The sequence below is a fragment of the Actinoplanes sp. NPDC051411 genome, from assembly GCF_040682075.1.
In the GTDB taxonomy this organism is placed as follows: Bacteria; Actinomycetota; Actinomycetes; order Mycobacteriales; family Micromonosporaceae; genus Actinoplanes.
Genome location: NZ_JBFBAD010000234.1, coordinates 1 through 8,688, shown reverse-complemented (window position 1 = coordinate 8,688; position 8,688 = coordinate 1). Strand labels below are relative to the sequence as shown.

At 70.6% G+C, this 8,688-nt stretch carries 7 protein-coding genes and 1 pseudogene; 5 read left to right on the top strand and 3 right to left on the bottom strand.

Annotated features, from left to right (window positions below):
* Positions 1-121: 121 nt before the first annotated feature.
* Entirely contained in the window at positions 122-289 is a 168-nt protein-coding gene (rpmG, locus tag AB0M88_RS52070) for a 50S ribosomal protein L33 (protein ID WP_364115692.1), read from the bottom strand.
* Positions 290-570: 281 nt separating this feature from the next.
* Here rpmG and AB0M88_RS52065 point away from each other — a divergent pair, with 281 nt between their 5' ends.
* The 3 genes from AB0M88_RS52065 to trxA all read left to right on the top strand — a co-directional run bounded on the left by AB0M88_RS52065 (position 571) and on the right by trxA (position 3,299).
* Entirely contained in the window at positions 571-1,035 is a 465-nt protein-coding gene (locus AB0M88_RS52065) for a DUF5709 domain-containing protein (RefSeq protein WP_364115690.1), read from the top strand.
* Between the two features lie 66 nt (positions 1,036-1,101).
* A complete protein-coding gene (locus AB0M88_RS52060; protein ID WP_364115687.1) occupies positions 1,102-2,973 on the top strand; it encodes a transketolase in 1,872 nt (623 codons plus the stop codon).
* Positions 2,970-3,299, top strand: a complete 330-nt coding sequence (gene trxA, locus AB0M88_RS52055) for a thioredoxin (protein ID WP_364115695.1) — start codon at positions 2,970-2,972, stop codon at positions 3,297-3,299. Before AB0M88_RS52060 ends, trxA begins: the two co-directional genes overlap by 4 nt.
* Before the next feature lie 120 nt (positions 3,300-3,419).
* Here trxA and ctaD read toward each other — a convergent pair.
* A pseudogene (ctaD, locus tag AB0M88_RS52050) lies at positions 3,420-5,063 on the bottom strand (cytochrome c oxidase subunit I); the annotation flags it as partial.
* A 78-nt stretch (positions 5,064-5,141) separates the two neighbouring features.
* Positions 5,142-5,765 (bottom strand): TetR family transcriptional regulator C-terminal domain-containing protein, encoded by a 624-nt coding sequence (locus tag AB0M88_RS52045; RefSeq protein WP_364115684.1) that lies wholly within the window; start codon positions 5,763-5,765, stop codon positions 5,142-5,144.
* Positions 5,766-5,883: 118 nt separating this feature from the next.
* Here AB0M88_RS52045 and AB0M88_RS52040 point away from each other — a divergent pair, with 118 nt between their 5' ends.
* Positions 5,884-6,504: a sigma-70 family RNA polymerase sigma factor gene (locus AB0M88_RS52040; protein ID WP_364115681.1), complete on the top strand. Its 621-nt coding sequence runs from the start codon at positions 5,884-5,886 to the stop codon at positions 6,502-6,504.
* A 238-nt stretch (positions 6,505-6,742) separates the two neighbouring features.
* A complete protein-coding gene (locus AB0M88_RS52035; protein ID WP_364115678.1) occupies positions 6,743-8,596 on the top strand; it encodes a BTAD domain-containing putative transcriptional regulator in 1,854 nt (617 codons plus the stop codon).
* The last annotated feature ends 92 nt before the right edge of the window (positions 8,597-8,688 follow it).

Genomic DNA, 8,688 nt, shown 5'->3' with positions numbered 1-8,688 from the left:
ACCCCCTATAATTTATAACACGCGCACCGCCCCCGAATTTCTCCCGATACCCTCACCCGCGTCCTCCGACACCGCGTGGGGGGGCGCCCCGCCCCCCCCCCCCCCCGCGGCGGCCGGAGGGTCAGCGCTCCTCGCGGAACTCGGCGTACCGGCGCAGGACGGGGTCGTACTTTCGCAGCACGAGCCGGTCCGGGTCGTTACGGCGGCTCTTGCGGGTGACGTAGGTGTATCCGGTGCCGCCCGTACTCCGCATGCGGACGATCGGGCGGGTGGCGGTCGAACGAGCCATCAGAGCTTTCCTTCCCCGGAGCTCCGGATCAGAGCTTCCACCTATAAAAATGAAAATCTCTCCGGGGAAATTCCGCCCGGCCTTGGAGGTCAGCTCGCGACGATGCCGATCGTGGTTTCACGACTTTGGTGCCGGACACGCGCCGGCTCTTACGCATCCGCCGTGTGTCTGCGCTCACGTCGCGTACGGCCGGCCCGCGCAGGTAATGACGGGGGTCTCCGATGGCACCAATGAAGGGGCCGCCTGCCAGAAACCGAGAAGGCCGAGAACTGGGAGCTTGAATGACCGACTTCAACGACGCGCGCGACGAGGAATGGGACGCGACCGAGGACGACGGCGTGCTGGAGTCCTCCGACACGCTCGACTACAACCCGGCCGGTGAGCCGCTCGACGTCGGCTACGAGGCGGCCGACCGCTACTCGGGGGTCAACCGCTACGGCATCACGATCGCCGAGCAGCGGGCCGGCGAGTCGCTGGACCAGCTGCTGTCCGAGGAGGAACCGGACGTCGACCCGTACGCGGATCCCGAGCCGGACCTCGACGAGGACGAGCTGATCCGGCGCGGCGACGACGTCGAGCCCCGAGCCGGCCGCCTGGTCGACGAGGACGAGGGGCTCACCGCCGACTTCGAGGCCGAGGCCGTCGCCTACGACGTCGGCATCGACTACGGCGCGGCCTCGGCCGAGGAGGCCGCCATCCACGTCGTCGACGACCCGAACGGCATGGGCACCGGCCCGCGCGTGTGAACCGGCCGGTCACGGTAAGACCTGCCCAGCGGCCCGGCACTGGAGCATGATGAGGACTTTGAGGAGGTGCCCGGTATGGACCTGACGACCGTGGCGGAACTCGGACAGCAGTTGCGGGTCGACTCGGTGCGGGCCAGCACCAGCGCCGGCTCGGGTCATCCGACCTCGAGCATGTCGGCCGCCGATGTGCTCGCCGTGCTGGTGGCGCGCCACCTGCGCTACGACTGGGACCAGCCCCGCCAGGACGGCAACGACCACCTGATCTTCTCCAAGGGACACGCGTCCCCGCTGCTCTACTCGATCTACAAAGCGGTGGGCGTGGTCAGCGACGACGAGCTGATGACCGGTTACCGCCGCTTCGGTCAGCGCCTGCAGGGCCACCCCACCCCCGAGCTGCCGTGGGTCGACGTCGCCACCGGATCGCTCGGGCAGGGACTTCCGTACGGGGTGGGCATCGCGCTCGCCGGCAAGTACCTCGAACAGTTGCCGTACCGGGTCTGGGCGCTGTGCGGCGACAGCGAGATGGCCGAGGGTTCGATCTGGGAGGCGCTCGACAAGGCCTCGCACTACGAACTGGACAATCTGATCGCGATCGTCGACGTCAACCGGTTCGGCCAGCGGGGCCCGACCGAGCTGCAGTGGGACCTCGACGCGTACGCCCGCCGGGCCGAGGCGTTCGGCGCCCGCGTGCTCACCGTCGACGGGCACGACATCGAGGCGGTCGACCGGGTGCTGGCCGAGGCCGAGGACCCGGACGGGCGGCGGCCGACCGTGATCCTCGCCCGCACGATCAAGGGCAAGGGCTTCAAGGAGATCGAGGACCAGAACGGCTGGCACGGCAAACCGCTGCCACCGGACATGGCCGCCCGTGCGATCGAGGAGCTGGGGGGCGTACGCAATCTGAGCGTGCGGGGTCCGCTCCCGCCGAAGTCGGCGGAATTCCGTCCGGCGCAGCCGGCGGAACCGCACCTGCCCGAATACGCGGTGGGCGACGCCGTGGCGACCCGCAAGGCCTACGGGGACGCCCTGGTGCGGCTGGGCGCGGCCGATCCGCGGGTGGTGGCGCTCGACGGCGAGGTGAGCAACTCGACGCACGCCGACGAGTTCGCCGAGGCCTATCCGGGCCGGTTCTTCGAGATGTTCATCGCCGAGCAGCAGATGGTGGCCTCGGCGGCCGGACTGGCCGTGCGGGGATGGCGGCCGTTCGCGTCGACCTTCGCCGCGTTCCTGACCCGGGCCCACGACTTCATCCGGATGTCGGCGATCTCCCGGGTGCACATGAGCCTGGTCGGTTCGCACGCCGGGGTCGAGATCGGCCCGGACGGCCCGTCCCAGATGGCGCTCGAGGACCTCGCGATGATGCGCGCGATCAACGGTTCGACGGTGCTCTACCCGAGCGACGCCACGAGCACCGCCGCGCTGGTGGCGGCGATGGCCGGGCAGCCCGGCATCAGCTACATGCGGACCACCCGCGGTTCCTATCCGACGCTCTACCCGGCGGCCGAGCGGTTCCCGATCGGCGGTTCCAAGGTGCTGCGGTCGGGCGAGACCGACGCCGTAACCCTGATCGGTGCCGGCGTCACCCTGCACGCCTGCCTGGCCGCGGCCGACCGGCTGGCCGCCGACGGTATCCCGGCCCGGGTGATCGACCTCTACTCGGTCAAGCCGGTCGACACGGCGACCCTCGTCGCGGCGGTCGAGGTCACCCACGGCCGGCTGGTCGTGGCCGAGGACCACCACGCGGAGGGCGGCCTCGGCGCGGCGGTCGCCGCCGCACTGCTTTCTTCCCGTACGCCTCCTCTCCACCTGGCCCATCTCGCCGTCCGGGAGCTTCCCGGCTCCGGCACCCCGGCCGAACTGCTGCGCGCGGCCGGCATCGACGCCGACAGCATCGCCGCGGCCGCCCGCGACCTCGTCACCCCTGGGAGCACGTCATGAACGAACACACCGTCAAGGTCACCGACGACACCTTCGCCGACCTCGTGCTCGGCGCCGACCGGCCGGTCCTGGTCGACTTCTGGGCCGAGTGGTGCGGGCCCTGCCGCCTGATCGCCCCGATCCTCGACGACATCGCCCAGGAGCAGGAGGGCCAGCTGCTGATCGCCAAGCTCAACATCGACGAGAACCCGGTCACCACCGAGCAGTACAAGATCCTGTCGATCCCGCTGCTCGGCTTGTTCAAGGAGGGCAAGCTGGTCAAGACGGTGCTGGGCGCCCGGCCGAAGGCGAGCATCCTGCTCGAGCTCGAGGACGAGCTGGTCTGACCCCGCCGCCCCGGTCCCCGCCGCCGGGGCCCGAGGCCCGTCTCCGCCTGCTGGAGGCGGCGCGCGCTCAGACGCGGTGATCGGGCTCGGCGTCAGCGCCGTCTTGGCCGAGGTGTCGACGGCGAGCTCGGGGAACTTGAGGTCGAACGCCGGCCGTTCCGAACGGATGCGCGGCATGCGGTCGAAGTTGCGCAGCGGCGGCGGGCACGAGGTGGCCCACTCGAGCGAGTTGCCGTGGCCCCACGGGTCGTCGACGGTGACCGGCTCGCCGGCGCGGTAGGACTTCCAGACGTTGTAGAGGAACGGCAGCGTCGACAGGCCGAGCACGAACGAGCCGATGGTCGAGAACGTGTTGAGGAACGTGAAGCCGTCACCGGGCAGGTAGTCGGCGTAGCGGCGGGGCATGCCCTGCGCGCCCAGCCAGTGCATGACCAGGAACGTCGAGTGGAAGCCGATGAAGGTCAGCCAGAAGTGGACCTTGCCGAGCCGGTCGTCGAGCATCCGCCCGAACATCTTCGGGAACCAGAAATAGATGCCGGCGAACACCGCGAACACGATGGTTCCGAACAGTACGTAGTGGAAGTGGGCGATCACGAAGTAGGTGTCCGAGACGTGGAAGTCGATCGGCGGTGAGGCCAGCAGCACCCCGGTGAGGCCGCCGAGCAGGAACGTGACGAGGAACCCGATCGCGAACATCATCGGTGTCTCGAAGCTGATCTGGCCGCGCCACATCGTGCCGATCCAGACGAAGAACTTCATGCCCGTCGGCACCGCGATCAGGAAGCTCAGGAAGCTGAAGAACGGCAGCAGCACCTGACCGGTGACGAACAGGTGGTGGGCCCAGACGCTCATCGACAGTCCGGCGATCAGCAGGGTGGCCGTGACCAGTCCTTTGTAGCCGAAGACCGGCTTGCGGCTGAACACCGGGATGACCTCGGTGATGATCCCGAAGAACGGCAGGGCGACGATGTAGACCTCGGGATGGCCGAAGAACCAGAACAGGTGCTCCCACAGCAGCGGTCCGCCGGTCGACACGTCGAACACGTGGGCGCCGAGGATGCGGTCGGCGGCCAGGGCGAACAGCGCGGCCGCGAAGAACGGGAAGACCAGGATCACCAGGAGGCTGGTGACCAGAATGTTCCAGGTCATGATCGGCATGCGGAACATGGTCATGCCGGGGGCCCGCAGCGTCAGGATCGTCGTGATCATGTTGACCGCCCCGAGGATCGTCCCCACCCCGGACAGGGCCAGCCCGACCACCCACAGGTTGCCGCCGGCGCCCGGTGAGTGCAGCGAGTCGCTCAGCGGCGTGTAGGCGAACCAGCCGAAGTCGGCCGCTCCCCCGGGCGTCGCGAACCCCCCGACCGCGATCAGACCCCCGAACAGATACATCCAGTACGCGAACGCGTTGAGCCGCGGGAACGACACGTCGGGCGCGCCGATCTGGATCGGCACCACGAAGTTGGCGAAGGCGAACACGATCGGCGTCGCGAAGAACAGCAACATGATCGTGCCGTGCATCGTGAACAGCTGGTTGTACTGCTCGGGTGAGAGGAACTGCATGCCCGGCCGGGCCAGCTCGGCCCGCATCACCAGCGCGAGCACCCCGCCGACCAGGTAGAACCCGAGGGCCGTGACCAGGTACATGATCCCGATCTGCTTGGCGTCGGTCGTCCGCAGAAGACGGGCCAGCGCCGAGCCGCGTACCCGGGGTCGCACCGGGTACGGCCGTGTTTCGATCGGGGTGGGTCGCAGAACCGTCACGTCGACTCCCAAGGATGCGAGAAAGGTGCATCCCCTGGTGCCGCCGCGACCGCCGGCCCTTACCTGGCGCCGCCCGGATCAGCGATGGGCCGCGAACGATTCGACGTGGTTGACCGCGGCCTCGAGTGCCGAGGCCAGCGGTTGCGGATCGCGCGAGATCTGGGCCAGCAGCACCCCGCCCTGGAACGCCGCGACCAGGCCGAGCGCCAGCGTGCGCGGGTCGGCCTCGGGCCGCAGCTCACCCCGGATCCGCATGGCCCGCAGCCCGGCCTCGATCACCGTGAGCCACCGCTCGAACCCGGCCGCCAGGTGGGCCCGGGTCTCCTCGTCCGCATCGGCCAGCTGGCCGGCCAGCGCGCCGTACCCGAAGCCGCCCTGAAAGGCCCGGTCGGACTGCAACTTCACCTGGGTCTCGGCCCACAGCCGCAGCGACTCGAAGCTGTCGAGACCGCCGAGCGGCGTCGACGTGTGGTAGCGCACCACCGCGTCGGCCTGCCACGCGATGACCGCGCGCACCAGGCACGCCCGATCGGCGAAGTAGTGCGACATCTGGGAACCGCTGACCTCGGCCTTGACCCGCACGTCCTCGATGCTGGTCCGGGTCACGCCCTGGGTGAACATCAGCTCGGCGGCCGCCCGCACGATCCGCTCACGGGTCGCCCGGCCCCGCGCGGTGAGCTGCGGCTGGCGGTCTCCGGTCATGACCATGACTCTACCGAGCAGGCCGGAATCACCGGGTACGCCGGAGGACGGTCCGGATCATCGGGGCGGCACTCTTGCATCACGAATACATCAGAGCTGCTTCCTACCGTCGGCTGCGATGACAGAACCGACGCGTCCGGCCTTTGATCCGGAGACCCGGCAGTGGCTCGCCGGCCTGCGAGCCGAGGGACGGGAACGAGAGAGTACGAACGCACGGCTGTACGCCGACCTCCTCCGGGTTGCGCGCATCGAGGCGCGGGGGCGCGGCGCCGCGAGGGGGATCTGTGGACCCGAACTGGACGACCTCGCGCATCACGCGGCGGCCGACGCGATGATGACGATCATGCGGAAGCTCGACGAGTTCCGCGGCGAGAGTCAGTTCACGACCTGGGCGCACCGGTTCGTCGCGCTCGACGTGATCCACAAGGTCGGCCGGCACTTCTGGCGCCGGGCGACCGTGCAGCTGGACACCGACGAGCCGACGGCGCTGAGCCCGCCGGCCGACGACCCGGAGCGGACCGCCGAGTGGCGGGCGCTGGCCGACGCCGTACGCCGGAGCCTGGACGAGGATCTGACCGCGCATCAGCGATCGGCGTTCGTCGCGCTGGTGCTCCACGGCGGGACGGCCGAGTCGGTCGCCGAGCAGCTCGGCGCGAACCGCAACGCCGTCTACAAGGTGGTCTTCGACGCGCGGCGCAAGATCCGCACCCGGCTGGCGGCGGACGGCCTGCTCGGCTGAGCCGAGGGTCGCCGAGGACCACGCCGCTGCCGCCACCTCGTACCTCCCTCGCCATCGCATCTGTCACCTCGTGACCGATGGCGACCGTCTCCTTACCCCCACCCCCTCGAGTGGGGTACCGCAACCCAGTTATTGCTCACAACAGGCCACCCTTAAACTAGGCGAAGGTTTGGCCGCCCACTGATATGCGGATAGCTTGTGGGTGGCACATCCCAGCCAAGGGAGAGGCAACGCATCGATGGTGCCAGTCGAGTACCGGATTCTCGGCCCGCTTCGGGTGTCGGTGGCGGGCCTTGAGGCCGACCCCGGCCCCCGCCAGCTTCAGCTCATTCTGGCCCTGCTGCTCGTGCGATGCGGCGAACCCGTCTCGACCGGCGAGCTGGTCGAGCTGCTGTGGCCCGGCTGCCCGCCGGCGACCGCCCGCAACGTCGTGCACCGGCACATCGGCGCGCTGCGCCGGCTGCTGCAGCCGGAACTGGCCAACCGCGCCCCCGGCCGGTGGGTGGTGCGAGCCGGTGACGGCTACCGGCTGAACGCGGACGAGGAGACGCTGGATCTGCTCCGGTTCCGCGCCCTGGCCCGCGACGCCGCCGACGCCCGGGCACACGACCCGGCGGCCGCCGCCGGCCGGTACGCGGCGGCGCTGACCCTCTGGCGCGACTGGTCGGCGAAGGGCCTCGAGTCGGTGTCCCGCCTGAACCCCGAGTTCGTGTCGGTCGACAACGAGCTCGTCGGGGTCGCGCTCGAGGCGGCCGACCTCGCCCTGCGGACCGGCCAGTGGACCGTGCTGCTCCCCCAGCTGCGCCGGGCCGCCGACCGGGACCCGCTCGACGAGGGGCTGCAGAGCCGGGTGCTGCTCTGCCTGGCCGCCGCGGGACGGACCGCCGAGGCCCTCACCCGATACCGCCGCGTCCGCGACCACCTGCGCGACGACCTCGACGTCGGGCCGGGACCCGAGCTCGTGGCCGCGTACCGGGCGCTGCGGAACCCGGCGGCGATCGCGACCGCCGCACCGCCGCCGCCTCCGCGGACCGCGCCCCGGCCGGCCCAGCTTCCGCCCGACCTGCCGCCGTTCACCGGCCGCGCGGACGAGCTCGCGGCGCTCGATCGCGCCGCCCAGGGCCGGACGGCGATGGTCGCCGTCGCGATCGACGGCATGCCCGGCGTCGGCAAGTCGGCGCTCGCCCTGCACTGGGCCCACCGGCGGCGGGACCAGTTCCCGGACGGCCAGCTCTACTTCAATCTCCGCGGCTTCGACGAGCCGGGCACGATGATTCCGGCCACCGAGGTCCTCCGCCAGCTGCTCAACGCGCTCGGCGTCACCGACGAACAGATGCCGGTCGGCTGCCCGGCCCGGGCCGGGCTCTACCGCACCCTCCTGCAGGACCGGCGGCTGCTCGTGATCCTCGACAACGTCCGGTCCACGGCCCACGTCGCCGACCTGCTGCCCGGTTCGCCGGGCTGCATGGTGCTGATCACCAGCCGGCGGCCCCTCGACGGGCTGGCCGCCCAGGGCGCCCGGCAGATCGGGCTCGGCCTGCTCGGTCCCGGGGAGTCGCGGCTCTACCTGACCAACCGGATCGGCGCGGTGCGGGCGAACGCCGAACCGGCCGCCCTCGCCGAGATCGTCCGGCACTGCGCCGGCCTGCCGCTCGCGCTGGCCGTGGTATCGGCCCGGATCACCGAGAACCCGACGTTCAGCCTCGACTCGGTCGCCGGCGAGCTGCGGTCCCGCCGTACGAGCCTCGAAGGGTTCTGCCCGACCGACGACCGCACCGACCTGCGGGCGGTGTTCTCCTGGTCGTACGAGGTGATCCCGCCCGCGGCCCAGCGCGTCTTCCGGCTCCTGTCGTTGCACCCGGATGCCGAGTTCCCGGTCGCCGCGGCGGCCACCGCGGCCCAGCTGCCGGCGCATGCGGCCGGCCGGTTGTGCCGCGAACTCGTCGGCCAGCGGATGCTGCTCGAACCGAGCCCGGCCCGGTTCGCGTACCACGAGCTGATGCGGGCGTACGCCCTCGAACTGGCCACCGGCGAGGAGTCGGAGGCCGACCGGCGCGACACCGCGCAACGACTGTCCGGTCTTGCCGCCTAGGGCGTGTATCGAAGTCATAGCCACTCGTTGATCGCGGCGATGGTGACGGTGGCTTCGTAGCGCACGGCGAGTTTGTCGAACCTGGTGGCGAT

What these genes read in the sequence shown, in the direction of transcription:
- rpmG (WP_364115692.1), bottom strand. Translation starts at nt 289, where the DNA reads ATGGCTCGTTCGACCGCCACCCGCCCGATCGTCCGCATGCGGAGTACG.
- AB0M88_RS52065 (WP_364115690.1), top strand. Translation starts at nt 571, where the DNA reads ATGACCGACTTCAACGACGCGCGCGACGAGGAATGGGACGCGACCGAG.
- trxA (WP_364115695.1), top strand. Translation starts at nt 2,970, where the DNA reads ATGAACGAACACACCGTCAAGGTCACCGACGACACCTTCGCCGACCTC.
- AB0M88_RS52045 (WP_364115684.1), bottom strand. Translation starts at nt 5,765, where the DNA reads ATGACCGGAGACCGCCAGCCGCAGCTCACCGCGCGGGGCCGGGCGACC.
- AB0M88_RS52040 (WP_364115681.1), top strand. Translation starts at nt 5,884, where the DNA reads ATGACAGAACCGACGCGTCCGGCCTTTGATCCGGAGACCCGGCAGTGG.
- AB0M88_RS52035 (WP_364115678.1), top strand. Translation starts at nt 6,743, where the DNA reads ATGGTGCCAGTCGAGTACCGGATTCTCGGCCCGCTTCGGGTGTCGGTG.